24 protein-coding genes and 3 tRNA genes are annotated in these 25,377 nt (G+C 43.7%); 13 read left to right on the forward strand and 14 right to left on the reverse strand.

What is annotated here, in order from left to right; all coding sequences use genetic code 11:
* Window positions 1-732 precede the first annotated feature (732 nt).
* The 3 genes from L876_RS0117915 to L876_RS0117925 all read right to left on the reverse strand — a co-directional run bounded on the left by L876_RS0117915 (window position 733) and on the right by L876_RS0117925 (window position 2,474).
* A tRNA-Met gene (locus L876_RS0117915) sits at window positions 733-809 on the reverse strand.
* Between the two features lie 49 nt (window positions 810-858).
* Window positions 859-935, reverse strand: a tRNA-Val gene (locus L876_RS0117920).
* A 177-nt stretch (window positions 936-1,112) separates the two neighbouring features.
* A complete protein-coding gene (locus L876_RS0117925; protein WP_028765056.1) occupies window positions 1,113-2,474 on the reverse strand; it encodes an MATE family efflux transporter in 1,362 nt (453 codons plus the stop codon).
* Window positions 2,475-2,506: 32 nt separating this feature from the next.
* Between L876_RS0117925 and L876_RS0117930 the strand changes: the two genes are divergently transcribed.
* The gene (locus L876_RS0117930) at window positions 2,507-3,118 is read left to right on the forward strand and encodes a riboflavin synthase (protein ID WP_028765057.1); all 612 of its coding nucleotides are present in this window, start codon (window positions 2,507-2,509) and stop codon (window positions 3,116-3,118) included.
* A gap of 15 nt (window positions 3,119-3,133) precedes the next feature.
* On the opposite strand, the gene L876_RS0117935 is transcribed toward L876_RS0117930, so the two are convergent.
* Together L876_RS0117935 and L876_RS0117940 are read right to left on the reverse strand one after the other, a co-directional pair.
* Entirely contained in the window at window positions 3,134-3,334 is a 201-nt protein-coding gene (locus tag L876_RS0117935) for a CPXCG motif-containing cysteine-rich protein (RefSeq protein ID WP_028765058.1), read from the reverse strand.
* Window positions 3,335-3,776: 442 nt separating this feature from the next.
* Window positions 3,777-4,046 carry a hypothetical protein gene (locus L876_RS0117940; RefSeq protein ID WP_028765059.1) on the reverse strand — a complete coding sequence of 90 codons (270 nt, stop codon included), beginning with the start codon at window positions 4,044-4,046 and terminating at the stop codon, window positions 3,777-3,779.
* Window positions 4,047-4,369: 323 nt separating this feature from the next.
* Here L876_RS0117940 and thrS point away from each other — a divergent pair, with 323 nt between their 5' ends.
* The 4 genes from thrS to rplT all read left to right on the forward strand — a co-directional run bounded on the left by thrS (window position 4,370) and on the right by rplT (window position 7,502).
* Window positions 4,370-6,298, forward strand: coding sequence for a threonine--tRNA ligase (gene thrS, locus L876_RS0117945; RefSeq protein WP_028765060.1), 1,929 nt, complete (start codon window positions 4,370-4,372; stop codon window positions 6,296-6,298).
* 3 nt (window positions 6,299-6,301) lie between these two features.
* Window positions 6,302-6,844, forward strand: a complete 543-nt coding sequence (infC, locus tag L876_RS22595; protein ID WP_081730742.1) for a translation initiation factor IF-3 — start codon at window positions 6,302-6,304, stop codon at window positions 6,842-6,844.
* An 85-nt stretch (window positions 6,845-6,929) separates the two neighbouring features.
* Complete coding sequence (gene rpmI / locus L876_RS0117955; RefSeq protein ID WP_011865828.1) at window positions 6,930-7,124, forward strand: 50S ribosomal protein L35; 195 nt, start codon at window positions 6,930-6,932, stop codon at window positions 7,122-7,124.
* A gap of 18 nt (window positions 7,125-7,142) precedes the next feature.
* Complete coding sequence (rplT, locus tag L876_RS0117960; RefSeq protein ID WP_011865827.1) at window positions 7,143-7,502, forward strand: 50S ribosomal protein L20; 360 nt, start codon at window positions 7,143-7,145, stop codon at window positions 7,500-7,502.
* 104 nt (window positions 7,503-7,606) lie between these two features.
* On the opposite strand, the gene trxB is transcribed toward rplT, so the two are convergent.
* Window positions 7,607-8,557, reverse strand: coding sequence for a thioredoxin-disulfide reductase (gene trxB / locus L876_RS0117965; RefSeq protein WP_028765062.1), 951 nt, complete (start codon window positions 8,555-8,557; stop codon window positions 7,607-7,609).
* Between the two features lie 131 nt (window positions 8,558-8,688).
* Window positions 8,689-9,804: an alanine dehydrogenase gene (gene ald, locus L876_RS0117970; RefSeq protein WP_028765063.1), complete on the reverse strand. Its 1,116-nt coding sequence runs from the start codon at window positions 9,802-9,804 to the stop codon at window positions 8,689-8,691.
* Window positions 9,805-9,983: 179 nt separating this feature from the next.
* Between ald and lrp the strand changes: the two genes are divergently transcribed.
* From lrp to serS, 6 genes are all read left to right on the forward strand, one after another.
* The gene (gene lrp / locus L876_RS0117975; RefSeq protein ID WP_028765064.1) at window positions 9,984-10,487 is read left to right on the forward strand and encodes a leucine-responsive transcriptional regulator Lrp; all 504 of its coding nucleotides are present in this window, start codon (window positions 9,984-9,986) and stop codon (window positions 10,485-10,487) included.
* 179 nt (window positions 10,488-10,666) lie between these two features.
* Window positions 10,667-13,162, forward strand: a complete 2,496-nt coding sequence (locus tag L876_RS0117980; RefSeq protein WP_028765065.1) for a DNA translocase FtsK — start codon at window positions 10,667-10,669, stop codon at window positions 13,160-13,162.
* A gap of 37 nt (window positions 13,163-13,199) precedes the next feature.
* The gene (lolA, locus tag L876_RS0117985) at window positions 13,200-13,826 is read left to right on the forward strand and encodes an outer membrane lipoprotein periplasmic chaperone LolA (RefSeq protein ID WP_028765066.1); all 627 of its coding nucleotides are present in this window, start codon (window positions 13,200-13,202) and stop codon (window positions 13,824-13,826) included.
* A 7-nt stretch (window positions 13,827-13,833) separates the two neighbouring features.
* Window positions 13,834-15,165 (forward strand): replication-associated recombination protein A, encoded by a 1,332-nt coding sequence (locus tag L876_RS0117990; RefSeq protein ID WP_028765067.1) that lies wholly within the window; start codon window positions 13,834-13,836, stop codon window positions 15,163-15,165.
* A complete protein-coding gene (gene crcB / locus L876_RS0117995) occupies window positions 15,158-15,532 on the forward strand; it encodes a fluoride efflux transporter CrcB (protein WP_028765068.1) in 375 nt (124 codons plus the stop codon). The genes L876_RS0117990 and crcB overlap by 8 nt, the downstream gene beginning before the upstream one ends.
* A gap of 19 nt (window positions 15,533-15,551) precedes the next feature.
* Window positions 15,552-16,838, forward strand: coding sequence for a serine--tRNA ligase (gene serS, locus L876_RS0118000; protein WP_028765069.1), 1,287 nt, complete (start codon window positions 15,552-15,554; stop codon window positions 16,836-16,838).
* 190 nt (window positions 16,839-17,028) lie between these two features.
* Here serS and L876_RS0118010 read toward each other — a convergent pair whose 3' ends face one another.
* The 6 genes from L876_RS0118010 to punR all read right to left on the reverse strand — a co-directional run bounded on the left by L876_RS0118010 (window position 17,029) and on the right by punR (window position 20,283).
* Complete coding sequence (locus L876_RS0118010; RefSeq protein WP_028765071.1) at window positions 17,029-17,367, reverse strand: TusE/DsrC/DsvC family sulfur relay protein; 339 nt, start codon at window positions 17,365-17,367, stop codon at window positions 17,029-17,031.
* On the reverse strand, window positions 17,361-17,642 hold the full coding sequence (gene tusB / locus L876_RS0118015; protein ID WP_028765072.1) for a sulfurtransferase complex subunit TusB: 282 nt from the start codon (window positions 17,640-17,642) through the stop codon (window positions 17,361-17,363). The genes L876_RS0118010 and tusB overlap by 7 nt, the downstream gene beginning before the upstream one ends.
* Window positions 17,642-17,998, reverse strand: a complete 357-nt coding sequence (tusC, locus tag L876_RS0118020; RefSeq protein WP_028765073.1) for a sulfurtransferase complex subunit TusC — start codon at window positions 17,996-17,998, stop codon at window positions 17,642-17,644. The genes tusB and tusC overlap by 1 nt, the downstream gene beginning before the upstream one ends.
* A gap of 9 nt (window positions 17,999-18,007) precedes the next feature.
* Window positions 18,008-18,397, reverse strand: coding sequence for a sulfurtransferase complex subunit TusD (gene tusD / locus L876_RS0118025; RefSeq protein WP_028765074.1), 390 nt, complete (start codon window positions 18,395-18,397; stop codon window positions 18,008-18,010).
* A gap of 119 nt (window positions 18,398-18,516) precedes the next feature.
* On the reverse strand, window positions 18,517-19,176 hold the full coding sequence (locus L876_RS0118030; protein ID WP_028765075.1) for a Bax inhibitor-1/YccA family protein: 660 nt from the start codon (window positions 19,174-19,176) through the stop codon (window positions 18,517-18,519).
* 204 nt (window positions 19,177-19,380) lie between these two features.
* Window positions 19,381-20,283, reverse strand: coding sequence for a DNA-binding transcriptional activator PunR (gene punR, locus L876_RS0118035; RefSeq protein WP_028765076.1), 903 nt, complete (start codon window positions 20,281-20,283; stop codon window positions 19,381-19,383).
* 116 nt (window positions 20,284-20,399) lie between these two features.
* On the opposite strand from punR, the gene punC reads away from it, so the two are divergent.
* Together punC and L876_RS0118045 are read left to right on the forward strand one after the other, a co-directional pair.
* Complete coding sequence (gene punC, locus L876_RS0118040) at window positions 20,400-21,659, forward strand: purine nucleoside transporter PunC (RefSeq protein WP_028765077.1); 1,260 nt, start codon at window positions 20,400-20,402, stop codon at window positions 21,657-21,659.
* Between the two features lie 80 nt (window positions 21,660-21,739).
* Window positions 21,740-21,830: transfer RNA gene (locus tag L876_RS0118045), tRNA-Ser, on the forward strand.
* A 364-nt stretch (window positions 21,831-22,194) separates the two neighbouring features.
* Here L876_RS0118045 and L876_RS0118050 read toward each other — a convergent pair.
* Window positions 22,195-25,377: an efflux RND transporter permease subunit gene (locus tag L876_RS0118050; protein ID WP_028765078.1), complete on the reverse strand. Its 3,183-nt coding sequence runs from the start codon at window positions 25,375-25,377 to the stop codon at window positions 22,195-22,197.

Consider the following 25,377-nt stretch of genomic DNA (forward strand, 5'->3'; position numbering starts at 1 on the left):
GAGAAACATACTGAAATCTGGTTTGACGGTTTGACGGTTTGACGGTTTGACGGTTTGTACATTTGGTCATGCTTGCGTTACAGCACTTTTAGATTGAACGCCTTTAATTAGGAGTTAAGGTGTCGAGCTTAAATTCGATGAGCACGCCTTAATTTAACGTATTCAGTGTGAGTTAAAAAATTTGGTGATGAATCATTAGTGTTTACTTGGTAAGAAGCAAGGTCACTAAAGAGCAAAGATGAAAGCATTATTGATACTTGGAGCGTGTTTATTGCTCTGTGTAGCCCCTAATCTGGCAGCTGTAACATACCAATTTATCGCTGTTGATAAGAGTGTTGAGTCTAAGCTCTGCGTTGCGCTAGGTAACGCTCAACGTGGGCTGCTCAGACGAAAGCTCGAAAATTATAGCCATAATGTTCGACTATCAACCACTCTGCTTAACTGAAATCGCATTAGCCTTGCCCAGTTTTCATATAAGTATGCTGCACTGAAATCTTTTGATTTTTTTAATCGTTTTACTTCTATAAAAAAACGGTGTCCGCCAGAGCGTTACCATTAAAGATATCTATGCACATAATGATGCTGATTCAACCCATGTTGTGATGATTCGGGTATCCGCCAAATAGCCGAGTTGAGGCGCAGGGGGATTGCTATAATATGGCTGGAGAGATTGTTGTTTGTAAATTTTTTGCATAAAAAAACCAGCTTTCGCTGGCTTATTACTTAAATAATTGGTTGCGGGAGCCGGATTTGAACCGACGACCTTCGGGTTATGAGCCCGACGAGCTACCATACTGCTCCATCCCGCGTCCGTATTTTTAAGTCTTAATAACTGTTTAACTTCTGCTATAAAAGAAGTGGTACAACCGAGTGGATTCGAACCACCGACCCCTACCATGTCAAGGTAGTGCTCTAACCAACTGAGCTACGGTTGTATTGTCTTATTTCTATCTGAACGTTGGCAGTTGCCATCGAACGAGCGCTATATTACGAGGGTTCTAGTATTCGTTGCAAGTAAAAAAACAGATTTTGTTGTTCAAACGGCGATTTGCTGCACAACTTGAGGCTTAATCCTCCAAGATGCACAAATTGTCACCTTGGAGGACCGTAGGTTAACTAAGGTTAACAACAGCATTACGGTTACCTTGTATATATTTAAGTCTCAGTGCAAAGAGCAGTGCTGCGCTGGTGAGACCTGCAATTAGGCCAATCCAAAAACCATGAGCTCCCATGGCGGGAACAATGATATTGGTTTGTGCTAGTAGATAACCTAGAAGCATGCCTATTCCCCAATAGGAGACCAAGGTGATGTAGAAAGCACTTCTGGTATCTTTATAACCACGAAGTGCGCCAGCAGCAACAACTTGTACTGAGTCTGAAAGCTGATACAGCGCGGCTAAGAACATAAGACTGCCGGCTAAAGTCACTACTTCAGGGTTGTTGTTATAGAGTAGGGCTATTTGCGTTTTAAATAACACGGTGATAACGGCGGTAACCAGTGCCAGACTGAAAGCGATCGTAAGGCCGACTTTAGTCACTAACTTAGCCACTTGTTCTTTCTCCTGGCCAAGATAGTATCCGACCCTTATTGAAACCGCGATCCCAATAGACAGTGGCAACATAAATACAATAGAGGAGAAGTTTAAGGCTATTTGATGCCCTGCAACAACGTTTGCCCCAAGCGGGGCCAATAGCAGTGCAATGATGGCAAATAAGCTGACTTCAAAAAAGAGTGCTAAAGCGATAGGCATACCATGTTTAGTCATTTGCCAAATCGTTGTCCATTGAGGCTTATGAAATGCACTGAAGGGAGCGAGGGCTTTGAACCGCGAATGCGCCTGCATATAAACCGCCATAGCGATAAACATCGCCCAAAAAACTAGAGCAGTAGCGATACCACAGCCGGCACCACCCATTGCAGGTACACCAAAATGACCATAGATGAATATGTAGTTTGCAGGAATATTCACCGCCAAGCCAACAAACCCTATTATCATTGTGGGTAAGGTATATGAGATCCCTTCGCTACAGCCACGAAGTACCTGATAAAGCACAAATGCGGGGACTCCCCAAGCGAAGCCATATAGATATTGCACACTTAATGCTGCTAACTGTGTCTCCAATCCCATTAGTTTAAAGATCTCTGGTGCAAAATAGAGAAACGAGATCACTAAGACGCTACCAATTATGGCAATATAGGCAGCTTGAAAGGCGATGGGTTGGATTGCTTTTTGGTCATCCGCGCCGTGGTGGTGAGCGAATACAGGCGTAAAGGCCAGCAATAACCCTTGCACAAATAGCAAAGCGGGTAGCCATAAGCTTCCGCCTATGGCTACAGCTGCCATGTCAACGGCACTGACTCGTCCGGCCATGACCGTATCAATGAAGCCCATCATGGTTTGGGTAACTTGAGCAATTAGCACGGGTAATGCTAATTGGATTAAACGTTTGGCCTGAAAGCCAGAATGATTCATGAATACAGCCCTTAATACTAGCGAGAGATAAAATGTTTACAGGTATAGTTCAAGCAACATGCGAAGTGTTGGCGATAGATAAAAAGCCGGGTTTAAATACGCTAGCGATCGCAATGGGTCCGGATTTGCGCGAGGGACTTTTGTTAGGGGCAAGTGTCGCAAATAACGGTGTTTGTTTAACAGTTACTCGAGTCGATGATGATAGGGTGTTTTTCGATGTAATGGAAGAGACGCTTCATGTGACCAACCTCAGTAAATTGAGCGTTGGATCACAGGTTAATATAGAAAGATCATTAACCTTTGGTAGTGAGATTGGTGGCCATATTCTTTCGGGCCATATCCATACTGTTGCCAAAGTGAAGTCGGTGAGTGTTACCGATGAACATTATGACCTGTGTTTAACCGTCGCTCCTGATTGGATGAAATACATACTTTACAAAGGTTTTGTTGGTGTAAATGGTTGCAGTTTAACGGTTGGCAAGGTAACAGAAAATAGCTTTATGCTTCATCTTATCCCTGAGACGTTAAAATTAACTAATCTAGATAGCTATACCGAAGGTGATGAGATCAACATTGAGATTGATAGTCAAATTCAAGCTATTGTGGATACGGTCGAACGTGTGTTAGCGCAAAGGTTGGGTTGATATTAAGATTCCAAGTTAGTAGAACTGTTCGTCATCAGAGTCGATAAACAGTTCTACTTTGTGACTTGCTGCGTCGATATGTGTCCGCATATGGATAGGGTTACAACATACCCGGCAATCATCGTAGTAGTCTTGATCGCCGCCGCTGATGTCCAAACTGATGTGTTGATGATGCCCACAATGTGGGCAATAGATCACTTGTTGAATGACTTTCATCTTGATGCTCCATTGCCGATAGCAAATCACATGTTTTTTATCACGACGTTATTGAGGTTTGAGCGCGGGAAATAGTGCTAGGCGTCAATCAAAAAGTCGCTAACCTGAAAAGTGGGTGCACATTCACTGCCACATGCTTTGTCTGATTATAGTCCATAGGATTAGAAGCGAAGGGATAATGAGTGTAGTGAAAAATTTTAATTTTTATGGAGCGGTATCTCATTTAATATTGATTATGCATTGTTATTTATGCAATTAATTGATGAAAATTATTCATTGAGTTTAAGGTGAGCCATTGGAGACGGCTAATGGCGACAAGGCTGAACCCTATGCCTTAGGCATTAACCATCAGAATAATTAATGGTTTAGTGCGATTACGATTATCACTTAATATTGGCTAAATAATTTGGTAATGATCTATGCTAGAGTGCCTCCGCCTGAACTAATCTGCAATAAAAGAGGCTGTGATTTTTGTCTCTCTTTGCCAAGATAAGGTGGTTGTTTCAATGGTGTCTGCATTTTTTATCTGTAGCAATTGCTCAGTAAGTGACTTTTCAATCTCTAGTGCTAATGCCTGGGTGTTGAAGTTTGGCGGGTTAACACCTTTTGACTGCGCCTTGACTATCAAACTGTAGTTATTTTGCTCTAATTTCCCATTTGCCTCAGTGTCAGCAGAGAAAAGTGAAGCCGTTAACAATAAAAGTTTAAGCATAGGATTAATCCAGTTCCGATTGGTGTGGCTAGGTGTGACGAATAATAGGGAACATAGATGGTAAATTGATGACAGTTCAATGGAAAAACGATGACAAAATTACCATTGTGTGGTGGTTTGTTACCGATCGCGTATATTCTTTGCGCTTCCTGTATAACTGGAGGGCTAAGCGCTTGCGATTTATCTATAGGACACCTAGAATGGCAGCCTGGTATCTGAGACCACCAAAACTCCAGTAATGTTTTGCTCTTAAGCTACCTACCTCTTTTATTAAAATGACCAAGTGGCCCTACGTGGGGGTCACCACTGGATAAGGAATTTTCATGCCTGTAATCACTCTTCCTGACGGCAGTAAACGCGAGTTTGCTCACGCTGTTTCAACTTTAGACGTCGCAGCCGATATCGGACCTGGCTTGGCCAAAGCATGTATTGCTGGTCGTGTAAATGGTGAGCTAAAAGATGCTTGCGATTTAATTGAAAACGACGCAGAACTGTCGATCATTACCGCAAAAGATGCGGAAGGCGTAGAAATTTTGCGTCACTCTTGTGCTCACTTGCTTGGACATGCAATCAAACAGATGTGGCCAGAAACTAAAATGGCAATTGGTCCAGTTATCGATAATGGCTTTTATTACGACATCGATTTAGATCACAAGTTGACCGAGGAAGATGTAGCCGAGCTAGAGAAGCGCATGCTTAAGCTAGCAAAGACCGATTATGCCGTTGTTAAGAACGTGGTGAGTTGGCAAGAAGCCCGGGATGCATTTGAGGCTCGTGGTGAAACATACAAAATGGCGATTCTTGATGAAAACATCAGCAAGGATGACTCGCCAGCGTTATATCATCATGAAGAATATGTGGATATGTGCCGCGGACCTCATGTACCAAACATGAAGTTCTGCCACCACTTTAAGCTGATGAGCGTTGCCGGTGCCTACTGGCGGGGTAATTCAGACAATAAGATGCTACAACGCGTATATGGTACGGCTTGGGCAGATAAAAAAGCGCTTAAGGCTCACCTAAATCGCCTAGAAGAAGCTGCGAAGCGTGACCATCGTAAGATTGGTAAGCAGCTTGATCTTTATCATATGCAAGAGGAAGCACCAGGAATGGTGTTTTGGCACAACGATGGTTGGAGCCTATTCCTAGAACTTGAGAAGTTTATTCGCCAAAAGCTTGGTCAATATACCTATCAAGAGGTAAAAGGTCCGTTGATGATGGATCGCGTATTGTGGGAACGTTCTGGTCACTGGGATAAATATTCAGAAGCCATGTTCACCACTCACTCTGAAAACCGCGAATACGCAGTAAAACCAATGAACTGCCCAGGTCATGTGCAGATCTTTAATCAAGGTTTGAAATCTTATCGCGATCTGCCATTACGTATGGCCGAGTTTGGTTGTTGCCATCGTAATGAACCATCAGGATCGCTCCATGGTTTGATGCGCGTCCGCGGCTTTACTCAAGATGACGCTCATGTGTTCTGTACCGAAGATCAAGTACAGCAGGAAGTCAGTGCTTGTATTAAGATGGTTTACGACACTTACGAAACTTTTGGTTTTAAAGATATCGTGGTAAAACTGTCGACGCGTCCAGAAAAGCGGATTGGTGAAGACGAAATGTGGGACAGGGCGGAACAAGCGCTCATGGACGCATTAACTGCTAATGAGATTGAATACGAGATCTTACCAGGCGAGGGTGCTTTCTATGGGCCTAAAATTGAATTTACACTGCATGACTGTTTAGACAGAGCATGGCAGTGTGGAACGGTTCAATTGGATTACGCATTACCTGGTCGTCTTGGTGCGACATATGTTGCAGAAGATAACAGTAGACAAACACCAGTGATGATCCACCGTGCAATTTTGGGTTCACTTGAACGTTTTCTTGGTATTCTTATCGAAGAGTATGCTGGTAAATTCCCAACTTGGTTGGCACCAGTGCAAGCTGTAGTAATGAATATTACTGATAAACAGTCAGAATATGTTGACGAAGTAGTCAATTTATTTAAAGATCAGGGAATTCGTGCCTCGAAAGACTTGAGGAATGAGAAGATAGGCTTTAAAATACGCGAACACACCCTAAGGCGTGTTCCCTATTTGTTGGTCATTGGTGATCAAGAAATGGAAAATAGGGAAGTAGCGGTGCGAACCAGAGATGGTGTTGACCTTGGTAAAATGCGAATCGAAGATTTTGCTGCCAAAGTTAAAGAACAGATTTCGCTCCGTAGTCTAAATATGTTGGAGGAATAGGTCATAAAGATCAAAAAAACAGATGCGCGCAAAGCAGCGGCAAACAGAATTAATGAACTCATTGTTGGTGTACCTGAGGTACGTCTTAGTGGGTTAGATGGTGAAGTAATAGGCATTGTTAGCCTCAGAGAAGCGCAAGAGCTTGCTGATGAAGCTGGTGTTGATCTCGTAGAGATTAGCCCAAATGCCGAGCCGCCTGTATGTCGCATTATGGACTACGGAAAGTTCCTTTTTGATAAAGCTAAATCTCAAAAAGAACAAAAGAAGAAGCAGAAAATCGTACAGGTGAAGGAAATTAAATTCCGTCCCGGTACTGATGAAAACGACTATCAGGTAAAACTACGCAACCTGAAGCGTTTTCTTGATGACGGCGACAAAGCGAAAGTAACGCTTCGTTTCCGTGGTCGCGAGATGGCTCACCAAAGTCTTGGTATGAATCTTTTGAATCGTATTAAAGATGATTTGGCTGAGATCGCAGTTGTGGAGGCTTTTCCAAAAATGGAAGGTCGTCAAGCTGTGATGGTTCTTGCGCCGAAAAAGAAATAGTAAGGCAACCAGAAAAGTAGCAGGGGTCTGTTAAGGTCTCTGCTCGCCTTGCGTTTTATTAATGTCCCAATGCGGAGTTTTAGCAATGCCTAAAATGAAAACAGACAAGGGTGTACAAAAGCGTTTTAAGAAAACCGCTAACGGTTTTAAGCGCAAGCAAGCCCATTTACGTCATATTTTGACAAAGAAGAGCACTAAGCGTAAACGTCACTTACGTGCAAAATGTTTAGTTGCAAAGTCTGATGTGCCAGCAATCGCACGTCAACTACCATACGCTTAATTAAAGGAGTAAAGAACAATGCCTAGAGTTAAGCGTGGTGTAACCGCTCGTGCTCGTCACAAGAAAGTACTTAAACTAGCTAAAGGTTATTACGGAGCTCGCTCACGTACATACCGTGTTGCTAAGCAAGCAGTAACTAAAGCTGGTCAATATGCTTACCGTGACCGTCGCCAAAAGAAACGTCAATTCCGTCAACTATGGATTGCACGTATCAATGCGGCTTCTCGTCAAAATGGTCTGTCTTATAGCCGTTTCATCAACGGTCTTAAGAAAGCGTCTATTGAAATCGATCGTAAGATTTTGGCAGACATCGCTGTATTCGACAAAGTTGTATTTGCAACTTTAGTTGAAAAAGCAAAAGAAGCATTAGCTAAGTAATTAGTATGTATTGCTTTAAAAGGGACCTTAGGGTCCCTTTTTTTATGAGAGAAATGCAAAAAAAAACAGGCCTGAGCCTGTTTTTTAATAGACAATTTAGCTGTTTACTTCGCGTCTAGGTAGCGCTCAGCATCTAGCGCAGCCATACAACCAGTGCCAGCTGAGGTGATCGCTTGGCGATAGTGTTGATCCATCACATCACCTGCAGCAAATACACCTTCAATGCTCGTTTGTGTCGCGTTACCGTCCAGACCACTTTGTACCTTGATGTAACCGTGGTTCATTTCTAATTGACCAGCAAACATTTCCGTATTAGGTTTGTGACCTATCGCTACAAATACACCCATGACATCTATTTCTTTAATAGCGCCATCTTTAGTGCTCTTCATTTTGAGGCCTGTAACACCCATCTTGTCACCAACAACCTCGTCCAACGTGTTGTCTAAGTGCAGAATAATATTTCCATTTTCGACCTTATCCATGAGACGCTTAGTTAATATTTTCTCTGAGCGAAAAGTATCACGACGGTGAACTAGGTGTACTTCTGAAGCGATATTGCTTAAATAAAGCGCTTCTTCAACAGCGGTATTACCACCACCAATCACAGCTACTTTCTGGTTACGGTAGAAAAATCCGTCACAGGTTGCACAGGCTGATACACCTTTACCTTTGAAAGCCTCTTCAGAATCTAAGCCCAAATACATGGCTGAAGCACCCGTTGAGATGATCAACGCATCGCAGGTATATTCTCCACTGTCGCCTTTTAGTTGGAAGGGACGAACTTCAAGGTTGACTTCATTGATATGGTCGAAAATGATTTCGGTATCAAATTTTTCAGCATGTTTCTGCATCCGTTCCATTAATGCAGGACCGGTTAAATCATCTGCATCACCTGGCCAGTTTTCGACCTCTGTTGTTGTGGTCAATTGACCACCTTGCTGCAGCCCTGTGATCATCACAGGCTTTAAGTTAGCTCTAGCAGCATATACTGCTGCCGTGTAGCCTGCAGGGCCAGAACCCAGGATTAGTAAGTTACAGTGTCTAGCTTGGCTCATCTTTTTCTCCGTGCCTTTAGCGAATTGCAGCGATTGTAGGAAATTTACGCCTTAGGGTAAAGCCAATCTTTTAGATTGTTCTAATCGAAAAAGGGAGCCATGTGGCTCCCTTGTTTTACCGCTAAAACTGATTAGCCAAGTAAAACACTTGGATTAACAAACTCAAGGTTTAACGCCTCTGCCACTTCTTTACAAGTGATCTTTCCGTGCATAACGTTTAGACCGTTTAGCAAGTGCTGATCTTGAAGCAGTGCTTTGCGGTAACCTAGGTCAGCTAACTTCATTATGTATGGTAGCGTTGCGTTATTTAGCGCAAATGTTGAGGTGCGGGCAACCGCTCCAGGCATATTTGCTACACAGTAATGGACGACATCATCGACGATATAAGTCGGATCTTGGTGAGTTGTCGCATGCGAAGTTTCAACACAACCGCCTTGGTCAATGGCAACATCAACGATTGCACTACCAGGTTTCATCTGCTTGATATGTTCTTTAGTGACAAGTTTAGGCGCCGCGGCTCCTGGTACCAGTACACCACCGATCACAAGATCAGCTTCAAGGACATGCTTTTCAATTGCATCAGCTGTCGAATAAATCGCTTTAACGCGATTATCGAACTGCGCATTCAATCGGCGTAGTGCATCAATGCTGCGGTCTAAAATAACCACATCTGCACCTAGACCTACTGCCATTTGTGCCGCATTTGTACCAACCATACCGCCGCCAATAATAACGACTTTGGCAGGCTCAACACCGGGTACGCCGCCGAGTAACATACCGCGACCACCTTTAGATTTCTCTAAGGCCATTGCACCGGCTTGAATAGACATGCGGCCAGCAACTTCTGACATAGGCGCGAGAAGGGGTAATCCACCGCGATTGTCGGTTACTGTTTCGTAGGCAATACAAACAGCACCACTTTTAACCAGATCTTCTGTTTGTGGTAAGTCTGGAGCAAGGTGAAGATAGGTAAATAGCAATTGGTCTTCACGTAACATTGCACGCTCAACTGCTTGAGGCTCTTTTACCTTTACAATCATCTCTGCTGTGGCAAATACTTCGGCAGCAGTACTTAAGATTGAAGCGCCTACATCTACATAGTCCTGATCGCTAAATCCAATTCCTGAACCGGCATTTGTCTCAACGTAAACGTCATGACCTTTGCTGGTCAATTCGCGGACACTTGACGGAACCATACCAACACGATACTCGTGGTTTTTGATTTCTTTAGGTACACCAATTATCATCTTCGAGCCTCAAAATGCATAAAAACCCATTTTTTGTGGGTTGAATTGTTATTTTATATGTCCTGAACGTGATTGTTTCAGGGAAATCTAGTATAGTATCACTTCAGCAGTTAATGCTGCTGAAGTTTGGACATACGCAGTTGTAAATGTTGTTTTAGTGATAAAGCAAGGTTAAAAATATGGTTAATAATAAAAAGAGTCCTATAAAAGACTTAGATCGGATCGATCGTAACATACTTAACGAGTTGCAAATTGATGGTCGCATTTCTAATGTTGAACTTTCAAAGCGTGTTGGGCTGAGTCCCACACCCTGTTTAGAGAGAGTTAAAAGACTCGAAAAGCAAGGTTACATCAATGGATATACAGCATTAGTAAACCCTCATTATTTAGGGGCGTCTTTGTTAGTGTTTGTGGAGATCACGCTCAATCGTGATACCGCGGAAGTATTTGATAAATTTAATCGGGCTGTACAGTTATTAGATGATATTCAAGAATGTCATTTGGTGTCTGGTGATTTCGACTATTTATTGAAGACTCGCGTATCAGATATGTCTGCATACCGTCGCTTGTTAGGAGAAACTTTACTGAAGTTGCCTTCTGTTTCTGATACTCGTACATACGTAGTTATGGAAGAAGTTAAGCAAACCAATAGAGTTGCTATCAATGTAACGCTTGAGTCATAAATCGATTTATGTCGGTAAAAAGGAGCTTTTATAGCTCCTTTTTTTTATGCTGAATATTATTTGCGCAACAAACATTAGATTAACAGCTATTCATCTGTATCCTTAGGGAAAACGCTGCATCAGTTCAATTATTTTGATATCTTAGTTTCACCTGTCATTTCTTCATTGTGGGTTTTCGTTTGTCTAAGGGAAATAGTGTCAAAACACTTAGTGGTTTGCAGCGTCTGCTTGAAGGTGGGCTTATCCTTTGCTGTATGGTTGCTACATTTATATTACTGGCCTTAAGTAGTTTTCACTCGTCGGATCCAGGGTGGAGCCAGTCAAACTTTGAAGGGCAAATAAATAATGTTACTGGTGCTGTAGGGGCATGGGTCGCTGATGTGCTGTTCTATTTTTTTGGTTATACCGCTTATATTATCCCAATCATTGTGGCGCTGACGGGTTGGCTGCTCTTTAAGCGCATTCATAAACTGTTAGAAATTGATTACTTTTCAGTTGGCCTTAGACTCATTGGCTTTTTGCTGATCATGTTTAGTCTTGCTGCGTTGGCGAGCATGAACGCTCAGGATATCTATGAGTTTTCAGCTGGCGGTGTCTCGGGTGATGTTATTGCTGGTGCTATGTTGCCCTATTTTAATCAACTTGGAACAACCCTGTTATTACTGTGCTTTGTCGGTGCGGGTTTTACGCTGTTAACAGGCATTAGTTGGCTAACGGTCGTTGATGCTGTTGGTTATGCAACTCTGTGGTTGTTTAAATGGTTAAAAACCTTACCAGAAAAGTTTTCCAGTGCCCCAGAGACGGACGATACGAAGGGCTTTATGTCTGTTGTTGATCGTTTTAAAGAGAAGCGTATTCAACGTCAACATGAAGACGATTTATTGGACGACGATGCGAGTGAAATCGATGCTCCCACAAAGCAAGCAAAACGAACATTTGCGATGCCAAGCATCAATGCGGCTGCGATTGATGAGGACCATCTTGACGATGACTCAGTCGTTTTGTCGGTGACTGCTGATGAAAATCTTGCCGTTGCAGACGACACCCAGATTGATTTCAATGCTAAACATTCTACGGGGGCTATAACGTCCGCCAAGCGCGCACAAGAAAAAGCTAAAATAGTCGATGGCATTGTTGTACTACCTGGAGGCGAGGCTGAGCAGCCAACCAAACCCATGACGCCCCTACCGGACATATCATTATTGGATGTACCAAATCGCAAAGCAAACCCGATAAGTGAAGAAGAACTCGAACAGGTTGCCCGTTTAGTCGAAGTTAAGCTTGCTGATTTTAATATTGTAGCTAATGTCGTAGGAGTGTTTCCTGGTCCTGTGGTGACACGATTTGAGTTAGAGTTGGCTCCTGGGGTGAAAGCTTCAAAAATAACAAATCTTTCTAAGGATTTAGCGCGATCTTTGTTAGCAGAGAGTGTCCGAGTTGTTGAGGTGATTCCGGGTAAAGCTTACGTCGGTATCGAGCTACCCAATAAGTTCCGTGAAACGGTTTACATGCGAGATGTGTTAGGGAGTGAAGCATTCGAGAAAAGCCCATCTCATTTGAGTATGGTGCTAGGCCAAGATATCGCTGGTGAACCTGTTGTCGTCGATTTAGGCAAGATGCCGCACCTATTGGTTGCCGGTACGACAGGTTCGGGTAAATCGGTGGGTGTGAATGTGATGATCACCAGTTTGCTGTACAAATCCGGTCCTGACGATGTGCGCTTTATCATGATTGATCCTAAGATGTTAGAGCTTTCTGTCTACGAAGGCATCCCACATCTTCTATGTGAAGTGGTGACCGACATGAAAGAAGCGGCTAATGCACTACGTTGGTGTGTAGGGGAGATGGAGCGTCGCTATAAATTGATGTCAGCACTTGGGGTCCGTAATCTAAAGGGCTACAACGTTAAGATAAAAGACGCCAAAGAGCGTGGCGAAGTGATCACCGATCCGCTTTGGCGCTCACAAGATAGCATGGAAGAAGAAGCGCCAGAGTTGGATAAGCTGCCTTCTATCGTTGTCGTCGTTGACGAATTTGCTGACATGATGATGATTGTTGGTAAAAAAGTGGAAGAGTTAATAGCCCGTATTGCACAGAAAGCACGCGCTGCGGGTATTCACCTGATTTTGGCAACCCAGCGTCCATCGGTAGATGTGATTACCGGGCTCATTAAAGCCAACATTCCCACTCGTATGGCGTTCCAAGTTTCCTCTAGAATTGACTCACGGACTATTTTAGATCAACAAGGTGCCGAGACTTTGCTAGGCATGGGGGATATGCTCTATTTGCCACCTGGAACCAGCGTTCCAAATCGTGTTCATGGGGCATTTATTGACGATCACGAGGTACATGCTGTCGTTGCCGATTGGCATAGCCGAGGCAAGCCGCAATATATCGATGAAATTCTACAAGGCTCCACTGAGGGGGAGCAGGTGCTGTTGCCTGGCGAGACGCCTGAACTCGATGAGGACACGGATGCGTTATACGATGAAGCGGTTGCTTTTGTGACTGAAACCCGTCGAGGTTCAATTTCAAGTGTGCAGCGCAAGTTTAAGATAGGCTACAACCGAGCTGCACGTATTATCGAACAGATGGAGGCACAAGGTGTCGTGAGTGCCCAAGGGCATAACGGCAATCGTGAAGTGTTAGCGCCACCTCCACCTAAAGACTATTAAGTTTGAACGTCATAGTAATGTTCTCTAAGGAAGATAGATGTTAAGACCAATTTCTATACTCGCACTAAGCTTGCCACTAATGGTCGTAAGTAGCGCGATGGCAGATGACTCACCCTCGTTAAAGCAGAAACTGGAAGAGCTAAACAGTCTGCATGCAGAGTTTAGTCAAACCGTGACTGATATTAATGGCAAAGTTATTCAGCAAGGTAGCGGTACATTTGCGTTATCGGTTCCAAATCAATTCTATTGGCATCTAACGTCACCAGATGAATCATTGATTGTTGCTGATGGTAATGATGTTTGGATCTATAACCCTTTTGCTGAGGAAGTATCCGTTCTTGATTTAAATCAGGCCATCGATGCATCACCTATCGCACTCTTAGTGCATCGAGACGAGAAGACCTGGCAACAATATAGTGTCACACTTGAAAACAGTTGTTACCAAATTGTCCCCAAGGATATTGACGCTGGCGTGACCAAAGTGGCTGTATGTTTCGATGACAATAGTCTTAGCATGATGACGCTCGAAGATCAGCAAGGCAATATCAGTGAGTTTAATTTAACCGAGCAGGGACCAGTCTCTGATAGCCAAAGCAGTTTATTTAAGTTTGTTGTACCTGAAGGGGTTGATATTGATGATCAACGCTTAAAAACAATTAATTAGGTGCACAGTGTCTAGTTTAAGTTTCGATTTCGCTCCAGATTTTAGACCGCTTGCTGCCCGCATGCGTCCTGAAACCCTAGAACAATATATGGGACAGGGACATTTGCTGGGAGAGGGTAAGCCCTTAAGGCAGGCCTTAGAGGCTGGCCGCGCCCATTCGATGATGTTTTGGGGCCCGCCAGGTACAGGCAAAACAACGTTAGCTGAACTGATAGCAAAACATACCAATGCTCATGTAGAACGAATTTCGGCGGTCACTTCGGGTGTAAAAGAGATACGTGCGGCTATTGAGCATGCAAAAAGTGTGGCCCAGAGTCGGGGTCAGAGAACCTTGCTGTTTGTCGATGAGGTGCACCGGTTTAACAAAAGTCAGCAAGATGCTTTTTTACCCTTTATTGAAGATGGCACTGTCATCTTTATCGGTGCGACAACAGAGAACCCCTCATTTGAAATTAATAATGCACTGCTATCTCGTGCTCGCGTTTATTTGATTAAACGACTTGAGAATAGTGAGATCGTCGCCATTGTTAAGCAGGCCATTACTGATGAAGAGCGGGGCTTGGGGAAGCGTCAATTGCAAATGCCAGATAGCGTGGCCAATAAGTTGGCTAATGTCTGTGAAGGTGATGCTCGCAAGGCGCTTAATCTGATTGAGCTGATGAGTGATATGTTGGCAGATGGTCAGTCGTTTACAGAGCAGTTACTCATAGATGTCGCTGGTCAGCAGTTAGCGGGTTTTGATAAGAATGGTGATCAGTACTACGATCTTATTTCGGCCGTGCATAAGTCAATTCGTGGCTCTGCGCCAGATGCGGCATTGTACTGGTTTTGCCGAATGCTAGAAGGTGGGTGTGATCCACTTTATATCGCGAGGCGATTATTGGCGATAGCTTCAGAGGATATTGGTAATGCCGACCCTGTGGCAATGACGGTTGCAGTAAATGCGTGGGAGTGCTTCCACCGTGTCGGCCCTGCTGAAGGTGAAAGAGCGATAGCGCAAGCGATTGTCTATCTTGCTTGCGCTCCCAAAAGTAATGCTGTTTATACTGCTTTTAAAGCAGCCCGTCAGCTGGCTAGAGAAACGGGGCAAGTCAGTGTGCCTAACCATTTACGTAATGCGCCAACACAATTGATGGCTGATATTGGATTAGGGCAAGGGTATCGCTATGCCCATGACGAACCTAATGCTTATGCGAGTGGCGAGTGCTATTTCCCGCCAGAACTAGCCGATAGTCGTTTCTATTATCCGACTGAGCACGGATTTGAAAAAAGAATCAAATCGAAACTTGAGCTTTTGGCCGAGCTAGATCACCAAAGTGAGTTCAAACGTTATGACTAATTTACTGTTTGTAGCATTAGGTGGCTCTATTGGTGCGGTTTTTCGCTATCTGATCTCATTATTCATGATTCAGGTATTTGGCTCTTCATTTCCTTTTGGTACACTGGTCGTCAATATCCTTGGTTCTTTTCTGATGGGAGTTATTTATGCCCTTGGTCAAGTCAGTGAAGTTAGCCCAGAATTAAAAGCTTTAGTTGGTGTTGGTCTTTTAGGCGCACTGACAACGTTTTCAACCTTCTCAAATGAAACCTTGTTGTTAATCCAAGAAGGGGATTGGCTGAAAGCATTTTTGAATATCGCTCTGAACCTTTGTCTATGTATTTTCATGGTCTATTTAGGACAGCAGTTGGTTTTTTCTCGCATTTAACTATTAAGAAACTAAAAACATGTTAGATCCCAAATTTTTACGTACAGAATTAGAGGCGACTGCTGAGCGCCTAGCTACTCGCGGATTTATCCTAGACGTTGATCGTCTAAGTAAGTTAGAGGAAAAGCGTAAGTTACTTCAAGTGGCTACCGAAGAGTTACAAGCATCGAGAAATGCGATATCCAAATCTATTGGTCAGGCTAAAGCAAAAGGCGAAGATGTCGCGCCAATTATGGCTCAGGTCGGTGATTTAGGTACCGAGCTAGATAGTAAAAAGGCAGAGCTTGCAGTGTTGCTTGATGAGCTGAACAACATTGCCATGAGCGTCCCCAACTTGCCAGATGAGTCGGCGCCAATTGGTGCTGATGAAAATGAGAATGTTGAAATTCGTCGTTGGGGTGAACCTAGAACGTTTGATTTTGACGTGAAGGACCATGTTGATCTTGGCGAAAATCTGAAAGGCTTAGATTTTAAAAATGCTGTAAAAATCACTGGCTCTAGATTCATCGTAATGAAAGGCCAAATTGCTCGCATGCATCGTGCACTGTCACAATTTATGCTAGATCTTCATACAACAGAACATGGCTACACTGAAGCATATGTGCCGTTATTAGTTAATGAAGACAGTTTATTAGGAACAGGCCAGCTACCTAAATTTGGTGAAGACCTATTTCATACTAAGCCTGCAACGGAAGAGGGCCAAGGGCTTAGCTTAATCCCTACCGCTGAAGTGCCTTTAACTAACCTTGCTCGCGATACGATCATCGATGAAGAAGAGTTACCCGTTAAGATGACTGCCCATACCGCTTGTTTTCGAAGTGAAGCAGGATCTTATGGCCGTGATACTCGTGGACTTATCCGCCAGCACCAGTTTGACAAGGTAGAACTCGTTCAACTTGTGAAACCTGAAGAGTCTATGGCAGCGCTCGAAAGTTTAACGCAACATGCTGAAACCGTTTTGCAGAAATTAGGCCTTCCATACCGCACAGTAGTACTTTGTACTGGAGATATGGGCTTTGGCGCGGCAAAAACCTTCGATATTGAAGTATGGTTACCCGCTCAAAATACCTACAGAGAGATCTCTTCTTGCAGTAACATGCAGGACTTCCAAGCCCGTCGTATGCAAGCTCGTTACAAAGCTAAGTCGGCTAAAAAGCCCGCACTATTACATACACTAAATGGTTCTGGTCTTGCTGTAGGACGTACCTTAGTTGCTGTGTTGGAGAACTATCAAAACGCTGATGGCACGATTACGGTACCTGAAGTGTTGCGCCCTTATATGGGTGGTTTAACCCAAATCGGTTGACGTTATAGAGAGTACTAGATGGACAAGGGCGGACGCTATTTTCAGTGGCTGACCTATGTAGTAATTATCGCTATTTTTGGTGGTGTGATGTTAGCTACGTTTGGTAAAGCTGCTCTGTTAGTGCTAAAAAATCTGTAATAAAAAAGCCTAGCGAATGCTAGGCTTTTTTAATTTTAACATTTGTTGTTGTTTATATACATTTAGCTGGCTTGGGTAAACCTGCAACTTTTGTTGCTTGCTTTGCTGGCCCCGTAGGGAAGAGCGTATATAGGTACTTAGAGTTACCTTTTTCTGCGCCTAAACTTTGGCTGATAGCTTTAACTAACACCCTGATCGCTGGGCTAGTATTGAATTCAAGATAGAAATTTCTTACAAAGTGAATGACTTCCCAGTGTGCATCGCTAAGTTCGATATTCTCTTTACTTGCGATAATCATCGCGACCTCTTCGTTCCAATCGCCCACATTGAGCAAGTAACCTTGGGGGTCAGTTTCAATCTGCTTTGATTGATATTGAATAAAGTTTACCAACTTATAACCTTAGAATGATTGAGTGAAAGTGATACAAATTCTTGATAACTAATTTGAGTACAATGACTTAAACGTTGTGTTAGTCCTCTGGCTTGGACATCAACGGTTAGCATCCGAACGTTTAATGGCTGAAGCCTATTTTGCCATTCGCCCAGCAGTAGGGCATTGATGCTGTCACCCAGTAACATAATCGTGTCGTGGTTTTGCACAAATGGAAGGCAACACGCTAACGCGCGGTCTTGATTTGGTGATTGCTGAATAAGATGGAGAATCATTAGTACACAAATACCTCATCAGCGGTGTTAAGTTGTTCGGTTATCATCGGGTTATCCACCCGTTTTACGTCAATCACGCAGTCAGTGAGTGCAACATTATAGGTGTCCATCGCTTCACTAGCCACCCATACCTCTTCAATGTCATAGAGCGGCAGGGCCTTGAATGTAGAGATATAGTCACGACAGCCTATCTGGCTAGGTTGCTGATGGGGCAATAGGTTTAGCACACCATCATCGATAAAAATCAGTGTCACTTGCTGCTCGAAACTGGCGCTCAACAAGGCAAAATCAAGCCCCTCGCGGCTACTGGCGTTGCCGTGAGGTGGGTGACGAAATACGATAGTAATATTTTTCATTAACGGCACCTAAAAGCTGATAACACGATCAGCATGCTCAATACCTGTAACTAACTCACCTAAACCACCCATCTCAAATGGCGGCAAAAGGTTCCATTGTGCTACGCGATTCTCTTTAGCTTCAACAGGTGACAACACACCGCGGCGTAATGCGGCAGATACACAGTTTATCAGTGGAATGTGATGAGTCTGTGCAAATGCTTGCCACGCCTGAGTGAGATGATATTCATCCGAGGCCGGACTATTGAGGCTATTGGTCGATAACACGCCGTCTTGGTAAAAAAACACGCGCACAATTTGGTGACCTTCCGCGACAGCGGCTTTTGCATAGCATAATGCATGATAACTGCTGTTTTTGCCGTATGCGGGCTGATTCACTTGAATTAAGATTTTACTCATTGACTGCCTAAACAAAAATTGAGGCAAAAAAATAGCCCCTACAATGTGGGGCTATTCTATCTTAAAAAGTGTTCTATTCCCAAATATCCAATCGCGATTAATGGGGGAAAGTAAACGGTTTAGTCGTCGTTACCCATTCCCATTAAATGTAGGATAGAGATGAACAGGTTTAAGAAGTCCAAATAAAGTGAAACAGTCGCACGGATATAGTTGGTTTCACCGCCGTTGACGATGCGACTGGTATCAAACAGGATAAAACCTGTCATCAGTAGGGCGATACCGGCGTTGAGTGCCATAAACACGGTGCCGCTACCGATAAATATATTGGCTATACCGGCTACAATGGCAATAACTAGGCCAGCTAATAGAAAGCCGCGCATAAACGAGAAGTCTTTTTTGGTCGTTAGTGCATAACCCGATAGGGTAACAAACACTACAGCCGTTAAGCCAAGTGCTTGCATAATAAGCTGTGGGCCATTAGCCATGCCCGCATAATGATTTAGCATATAACCTAGTGAGGCGCCTTCCATCCCCGTAAATGCAAATACCCACAATAGACCTGCGGCGGATTCGGCTTTACGTAAGGTAACAAATAGCAAGACTAAACCACCCAATGACAGGCCAATCGACATCATTGGACCTATTTGCATCATCATGGCAATGCCGGCGCATAATGCAGAAAATGCCAATGTCATCGACAGCAACATATAGGTGTTTTTTAGTAGTTTATTCACTTCCTGTGTGGAAGCTTGTCCAGCGTACAGTGTTTGTTGGGTCATCTTTATCTCCAAAGATCCTTTATTTCAATAAGATCGCCACCAGTTCAGCGTTGACCTCAGTGAGTGTTATCTCATTTGAGTGTTAATTGACTCATGAGTTCCATTTCATGAATAGAGATTAACATTAGAACGAAAAAATTTAATAAATCATACCTGAGCTGCGGTATAGGTAAAAGGCATTATTAGCAAAAACACGACTTAAGGTTAATTGAACCAATCTTTTTGCAATTGAGCGCTGTCACCTAAGTAATCTAACACCCAGGCCATAGCTGGCGACATATTGGCCCCATTCCATGCCAAGCAACACGGACTTGGTGATTTAGGTCTTTCAAGCTGTTTTTCTACTAACGAGCCACTATTAACAAAAGGCATAGCAAAATGCTTTGGCATATAGCCTATGCCTAATCCCTCTCGGAAACAGTTGATGGCACGGATCCAGTCTGGGACCACCAAACGTCGCTGATTCTCGAGTAACCAGGTCATGCGTTTTGGGATCTCCCTGGAGGTATCTTCGAGACAAATGGCAGGAAAAACCCTTAACTCTTCATCTTTTAATGGTCTATCAACCGCTGCCAGCGGGTGGTGCTTGCTGACTAAGAAGGTCCATTCAATATCACCCATATCTTTAAAGTGGTAATCGCCACCCACTGGGATAGCGGTGGTTGCACCGATAGCGATATCACTCCTGCCAGTTGCTATTGATTCCCACACTCCGTTGAACACTTCAATGCGAATAATCAATTCGACATTATGAAAGTGGCGATAGAAATCCGCAATTAAAACGCTAATTTTGTCGGCGCGGACGATATTGTCTAATGCAATGGATAGAGTAGGCTGCCAGCCATTTGCGACTCGCTTAGTATCATCTTTTAAGGATTCTATATTGGTAAGCACTAAACGTATCTGTTTGACAAAATGCTCACCGGCAGCGGTTAAGCTGACGCTGCGATGGTGGCGTTCAAAAAGCGTTACCCCGAGCTCTTCTTCTACCTGTTTTACCGCGTAGCTTACAGCAGAAGGGACTTTATGAAGTTTATTGGCTGCAGCGGTAAAGCTGCCTACGCGAGCGACCATATCTATAAGAAGCATCGATTGTTCTGAAAGCATACCTTCATTCCTTTGCTGTGATATTTTTTGATGGCTATGTACAAAAATAAACGTTTCACAACCAATAATCAAGACAATAGACTGCGCTTCTTTATTCTTTACGGCTGTATGTTTGTATGAAATTTATTAATAAAAGCACTAATTTGCTATTCTTATCTTACTTAGCGTTATTAAGTATGCTGGGTTTTGTTGCAACTGATATGTATTTACCTGCTTTCAAAGCAATTGAAACAACTTTTAGTACTAGCGCATCTCAGGTAGCAAGTTCACTAACGTTCTTTCTGGCTGGTTTAGCAATTGGTCAGTTACTTTATGGGCCATTAGTACAGCGTATTGGCAAGCGTAATAGCTTGTTAGTGGGTTTGTTTCTATTTGGGCTATCCAGTTACGGTATTGCCACTAGCGAGTCGATGTTGATGTTCAATATCTGCCGCTTTATACAAGCGATTGGAGCATGCAGTGCAGCAGTCATTTGGCAGGCGATCGTGATTGATAAGTATGAGGCTGATGAAGCTCAAAAGGTGTTTACTAATATTATGCCTTTAGTGGCGCTATCGCCTGCTTTAGCGCCGATTCTAGGTGCCTTTATATTAGAGCACGGAGAGTGGCGTAATATTTTCCTCATTTTAACGGCGCTAGCAGCTGGGCTAATGATAGCGACGAGGTTTTGGGTTAAACCTGAACTGACTAAAGCCACCAGCGCTGATTCAAGTCAATCATCTATTGGCTATTTAACGATGTTAAAAGCGCCCAAATATGTAGGGAATGTACTGATATTCGGTGCGTGTTCTGCAGCCTTTTTTTCCTACTTAACGTTATGGCCGATTGTTATGGAGATGCACGGCTATGAGGCGACGGAGATAGGATTAAGTTTTATTCCACAAACTATTATGTTTATCGTGGGTGGCTACTTAAGTAAAGTGCTAATAAGAAAGGTAGGGGCTGAACGTACGCTGTCGGTATTACTCATGTTATTTGGGACGTGTGTTGCAGCCATTTCATTCAGCGTACTAATTATTCAAGCCAAGAGTATTTGGCCACTGTTAACTATCTTTTCTGTGTTAGCTGCTGCCAATGGTGCTAGCTATCCAATAGTCGTCAATTGCGCACTACAGGTCTTTAAGCAGTGTTCAGCTAAAGCGGCTGGATTACAAAACTTTTTACAAATCAGCTTAGCCTTTGGTGCATCATCCATTGTTGCGTTATGGGCATCGGCTGGCGAAGTTGCGATAGCTATTGGTATTCTAGTCAGTGCGGTTGGCGTCTTCTTGGGCTATAAAGTTCGCCAATTGGATACCTGGGACGGAATGAGCAAAAAGTTGACGTTTCCCGATCCTGCTCGCATTGCGGTCCATAAGGTCAAAGATGAGGATTGATGTATAGTTAGGCGCTTGGTGGGAAGAGGGTATTTTTTACTTTACAACTCCCATACATCGCTATATGATTCGCGGCGTTCGGAGAGATGGCAGAGTGGTCGAATGCACCGGTCTTGAAAACCGGCACGGGTTTATAGCCCGTCTAGGGTTCAAATCCCTATCTCTCCGCCACATTAGAAAAAAGGCTACTCGAAAGAGTAGCCTTTTTTCGTTTAAGTAATGTCCTTTTTAAAAGGCTCATAAAAACGATTTGAACTCTTGGGTTCCTGTTAGTTAAAACCAGTAATCTCTGCACAGCTTTAAATTGGCCGTGATCAAAACATAGCGGGCTTTCGCTATATGAGTTTCATCGATATTTGAGTGGGCAGTTTTAACCAGAGTGTTCCTACTGTTTAAAGTTTGCAACCTCAAGGTTAGAGCAAAAAAATGCTCTCCTGTTATCGTCACCTCGTTTGCTTAAATGGTAAAAGTTCGTGCCATTGACGATCCAAAAAAAGCCCGCTAGTTTTAGCGGGCTTTTATCCTACGTTATACGTTAGTGCTGTTGGGCTGCATCTTGGTTTGTACTACTACCAAAGAAGTTGTGGCCAATTCGGCTCACAATCTGTTTCATATCCTCGATCATTACATAGAGACAAGGGATGAGTACAAGTGTCACGACGGTAGCAAACAGGACGCCAAAGGCCAGTGACACAGCCATAGGGATAACCATTTGAGCCTGCATACTTGTCTCAGTCATTATGGGTACCAGACCAATAAACGTGGTAAGAGACGTCAACAAAATTGCTCTAAATCGTCGACAGCCAGCCTGAATCACAGCGACTTTCATTGCCACACCGGCAAGCCTTGCACGGTTAACATAATCAACCATGACGAGGGAGTCGTTGACGACTACACCCGCCGCAGCAATGATGCCAAATAGCGATAGGGCACTTAAGTCAATACCAAGTATCATGTGTCCCAGCACCGAGCCAATCACTCCAAATGGGATCACTGACATGATCATTACTGGCTGTAGATACGATTTTAACGGGATAGCAAGCAAACTATAAATTACCAATAGAGAGATGATGAAATCTCTCATTTGGGTATTGGCACTATCTAGCTGCTCTTGAATATTTCCTGACACCTCGGTTTTTACCCGTGGATACTTCTTTAATAACTCAGGCATAAAATTGTCGCGAATATCTTGAGCTAACTTAAACGGCTCAGCTTGCGCGGCATCAACAGAGCCCCATACATTAATGGTTCTATTGCCATTTTCACGACGTATTCCACTAACACCTTGAGTAACTTCAATGTCAGCAATCTCAGATAGCGGGATCTCAGCACCTTGTTGGGTTTGGATCATCACCTCAGTGACATGTGCGATAGAGTTGCGCTGCTCTTCAGGGTAGCGAAGCATGACTTTTATCTCTTCGCCGTTTCGTAAAATACGTTGTGCTTCCATACCATAGAAGCTAGCACTGACTTGAGAAGCCACATCGGCAAGGGTCAGCCCAACGCTGTTTGCTAACGGTTTGAGTTTAAATTGCACTTCTTTAGCGCTTGATTGTCGACTGTCGTTAACATCACCAACCCCCTTAAGGGTATTAAGCTTGTCTTTAAGCTCTTGAGCTGCGGCAATTAGCTGAGCGTCGTCTTTACCTTCAAGACGGAAACTAATATCACCATCATCTCGGCCGCCCCCAAAGAGGTTATCTTGGATCTTAAATGATTTAACTCCTGGGATAAGGGGCATGGCTTGACGCCACAGTTCAGCCAATGCGAATGTATCGATAGGGCGTAACTCTGGGTCGACAAGTTTAGTCATGATTTGTGCACGAGTGCGACCCTCTAGGTCAACTTGCATGTCAGAAATCATTTTCTGACCATACTGCGCCTCAAGTTTTTTATCGACATTATATAGCGCTTTTTCAATTGCTAACGCAGCAGATAGGGTAGCATTTTCAGATGCGTCGACATTCATCTCTACGCTGATCCGTGGAAAGTCATGAGGGATTTTGGGTTGACCCACGTAACGGATAATACCGCCGGTATAGAGACCAGCACACACCATGATAAAGGCGATAAACAGGGTGATCACCGCATAGCGGTATTTTACGGCTAAGGTCAACGATGGGTGATATAAGTCCTTTATCACAAACTGTAACCCTTTATCGACTTTCGCTTGAAGGAAATTCACTCCCATACGAAGAAAATCGATAGGATTTTTGGTGCCAGGTTTGATCACTGTTTTTTTCTTCATGCGCGCAAGGTGAGCGGGTAAAATAAGTTTTGATTCTACCAACGAAAATAGTAAACAGAGGATCACCACAAAACCAATCGCTTGGCCAAAGGCTGAAGAGGGACCTTCATCGAGTGTAATAGGTAAAAACGCTGCTATGGTCGTTAGCACCCCAAATGTTGCTGGCATCGCGACCTTTTGGACACCTCGAATAACATTTTCAATATTTTGCCCATGTTCTTCACATTCAGTATGGGCGCTTTCACCCATCACAATGGCATCGTCGACAACTATCCCAAGTACCAGAATAAAGGCAAACAAACTGATGACATTAATCGTGACATCAATCATCGCCATTGGCATAAAGAGTAGGGTACCTAGGAAACAAACTGGCAGTCCCATCATGACCCAAAATGCCAGCCTAACGCGCAGGAAAAGCGCCAGCATAAAGAACACTAACACCGCACCACTCTTCATGCTGTCCAACATGAGGTTAAGTCGTCCCTCTAGGTAGTAGGTCATATCTACCCAAGTCTCTAATTTTAGCCCCTGGGGCAATACATCCTGTTTATCGGCGACATATTGATTAACAACTTTGGCGACATCGGTCATGCTTTGATCGTTGGACGCGCCAACAAAAAAGGTCACCGAGTTTTTACCATTAAACTTAGAGTATTGAATGCCTTCTTCAAAACCGTCAATGACGGTCGCGACGTCTCCAAGTAGTAGCTTAGTGCCATCCTCTAAGGTAATGAGTGGGAGGTTTTCAAACTCATAACCCACGTAGGCCTGATTTTGAACCCTTAAGTTGATGTAGCCATTCTCCGCGCGGATTTGTCCAGCTGACATATTGCGTGAATAGCCACGAACCGCTTTGGCGACATCGTTAAAGGACAGGTTAAACTCCCTTAACTTATCTTTACTCACCTCGATGGCGACTTCATAACCCAGACCGCCGTAGAACTCGGTAATATTCACCAAGGGCAGTTGCATTAATTCGTCGTGGATCTTTTCTCCAAGCTCTTTTAACTGCTTTGGCCCTACATCACCATAAAGGCTAATGTAAAACACCTCTTGCCGTAATTTGATTCGCTCGACTCTTGGGCGCTCCATGCCATCAGGAAAGCTGGATATAGAATCAATTTCAGACTTTATTTCATCGAGTACCACTTGCGGATCGTAAGAGTCTTCTATTCGAAAGTAGCCAGATGCTGAATTTCGATTAGAGTAGGTGATCACACGTTTCAGTCCTTGCACTCGCTCGAGCGCTTCTTCAACCTTAATGGTGATCCCTTCTTCGACTTCTTGAGGGGCAGCACCCGGATAAAAGGCGCTAAATTCAACCCAGTTAATTTCTACTTGAGGAAAAAACTGTTTACGGATTGTATTAGCCGTCAGTAATCCGCCTAAAATAATAATAATCATCAGCAGGTTAGCCGCAACACTATTTCGCGCAAACCAAGCGATGATATCTCTGTTTGTATCAGCCAT

The sequence above is a fragment of the Shewanella colwelliana ATCC 39565 genome (genome assembly GCF_000518705.1).
GTDB lineage: Bacteria > Pseudomonadota > Gammaproteobacteria > Enterobacterales > Shewanellaceae > Shewanella > Shewanella colwelliana.

Coding starts and splice junctions, on each gene's coding strand:
- rplT (WP_011865827.1), top strand. CDS start 7,143: ATGCCTAGAGTTAAGCGTGGTGTAACCGCTCGTGCTCGTCACAAGAAA.
- L876_RS0117940 (WP_028765059.1), bottom strand. CDS start 4,046: ATGCTTAAACTTTTATTGTTAACGGCTTCACTTTTCTCTGCTGACACT.
- ald (WP_028765063.1), bottom strand. CDS start 9,804: ATGATAATTGGTGTACCTAAAGAAATCAAAAACCACGAGTATCGTGTT.
- L876_RS0118050 (WP_028765078.1), bottom strand. CDS start 25,377: ATGGCTGATACAAACAGAGATATCATCGCTTGGTTTGCGCGAAATAGT.
- L876_RS0117930 (WP_028765057.1), top strand. CDS start 2,507: ATGTTTACAGGTATAGTTCAAGCAACATGCGAAGTGTTGGCGATAGAT.
- L876_RS0117925 (WP_028765056.1), bottom strand. CDS start 2,474: ATGAATCATTCTGGCTTTCAGGCCAAACGTTTAATCCAATTAGCATTA.
- lolA (WP_028765066.1), top strand. CDS start 13,200: ATGTTAAGACCAATTTCTATACTCGCACTAAGCTTGCCACTAATGGTC.
- tusD (WP_028765074.1), bottom strand. CDS start 18,397: ATGAGTAAAATCTTAATTCAAGTGAATCAGCCCGCATACGGCAAAAAC.
- punC (WP_028765077.1), top strand. CDS start 20,400: ATGAAATTTATTAATAAAAGCACTAATTTGCTATTCTTATCTTACTTA.
- L876_RS0117935 (WP_028765058.1), bottom strand. CDS start 3,334: ATGAAAGTCATTCAACAAGTGATCTATTGCCCACATTGTGGGCATCAT.
- lrp (WP_028765064.1), top strand. CDS start 9,984: ATGGTTAATAATAAAAAGAGTCCTATAAAAGACTTAGATCGGATCGAT.
- punR (WP_028765076.1), bottom strand. CDS start 20,283: ATGCTTTCAGAACAATCGATGCTTCTTATAGATATGGTCGCTCGCGTA.
- crcB (WP_028765068.1), top strand. CDS start 15,158: ATGACTAATTTACTGTTTGTAGCATTAGGTGGCTCTATTGGTGCGGTT.
- rpmI (WP_011865828.1), top strand. CDS start 6,930: ATGCCTAAAATGAAAACAGACAAGGGTGTACAAAAGCGTTTTAAGAAA.
- tusB (WP_028765072.1), bottom strand. CDS start 17,642: ATGATTCTCCATCTTATTCAGCAATCACCAAATCAAGACCGCGCGTTA.
- thrS (WP_028765060.1), top strand. CDS start 4,370: ATGCCTGTAATCACTCTTCCTGACGGCAGTAAACGCGAGTTTGCTCAC.
- serS (WP_028765069.1), top strand. CDS start 15,552: ATGTTAGATCCCAAATTTTTACGTACAGAATTAGAGGCGACTGCTGAG.
- trxB (WP_028765062.1), bottom strand. CDS start 8,557: ATGAGCCAAGCTAGACACTGTAACTTACTAATCCTGGGTTCTGGCCCT.
- L876_RS0118030 (WP_028765075.1), bottom strand. CDS start 19,176: ATGACCCAACAAACACTGTACGCTGGACAAGCTTCCACACAGGAAGTG.
- tusC (WP_028765073.1), bottom strand. CDS start 17,998: ATGAAAAATATTACTATCGTATTTCGTCACCCACCTCACGGCAACGCC.